At 28.0% G+C, this 1,034-nt stretch carries 1 protein-coding gene; it reads left to right on the forward strand.

The features are described from left to right. Positions 1-657 (forward strand): protein rep (locus AC1DHT_RS29155; protein ID WP_477761589.1); only part of this gene is annotated, 657 nt, incomplete at its 5' end. Between the last annotated feature and the right edge of the window lie 377 nt (positions 658-1,034).

The raw sequence follows: 1,034 nt of genomic DNA on the forward strand, positions 1-1,034 counted from the left end.
CAATTCATCTTTTTAACACTTACCACGCCAAATGTTACAGCTGAGCATTTAGAAAGTGAAATTAAAGCTTATAATCACTCTTTTCAAAAGATGTTTAAGCGTAAAAAAGTAATTTCTGCTACGAAAGGTTATGTAAGAAAATTAGAAATTACTTACAATAAAGAACGTGATGACTATAACCCGCATTTTCATGTTTTAATTGCAGTAAATAAGTCATATTTTACAGATAAAAGATATTATATTAGCCAAAAAGAATGGCTTGAATTATGGCGTGACGTAACGGGAATTTCAGAAATTACACAAGTTCAAGTTCAAAAAATAAGACAAAATAACAATAAAGAGTTATATGAAATGGCTAAGTATTCTGGTAAAGATAGTGATTATTTAATAAATCAAAAAGTATTTGATGCATTCTATAAATCTCTTAAAGGTAAACAGGTATTAGTTTATTCAGGATTATTTAAAGATGCTAAAAAGAAATTAAAAAATGGAGATTTAGATTACTTAAAAGAAATTGATCCAACCGAATACGTGTATCAAATTTTTTACATGTGGAATAAAAATGAATATTTAGCGAGTGAAATTTTTGATTTAACAGACGAAGAAAAACAAAAAATAAATCATCAAATGATAAATGAAATTGAAGAAGAAAAATAAAAAACAAAACGCTACTCGAAAAAAAGAGTGAGCGTTTTTTGTTTTGTTAGAAAAAATTAAAGATGTTTTTCTGAAAAAGGTTTGAGATTTTGAAATGAAAAATATGAGGGTATACAGGTGTAATATTGCAACTATTGCTATTAAAAGAGCATAAGAGGAATCCTACACAGAAATGTCTCCTTATGTAGCCATTCGGTAGCCATTTCTGTGCAAAATATTGATTTGACAGTGTCAAATGGGATTCCTATTTATGCGATAAAAATTGTTATATGACTCCCGAACGGCTACACAAAAGCTACCGAATAGCTACACAAAATCAAAAATGGATACCATATGGATACCTAAAATTAAAAATGGATACCAAATAGCTACATTAT

It is taken from the genome of Pseudomonas sp. 05N432, assembly GCF_056396945.1.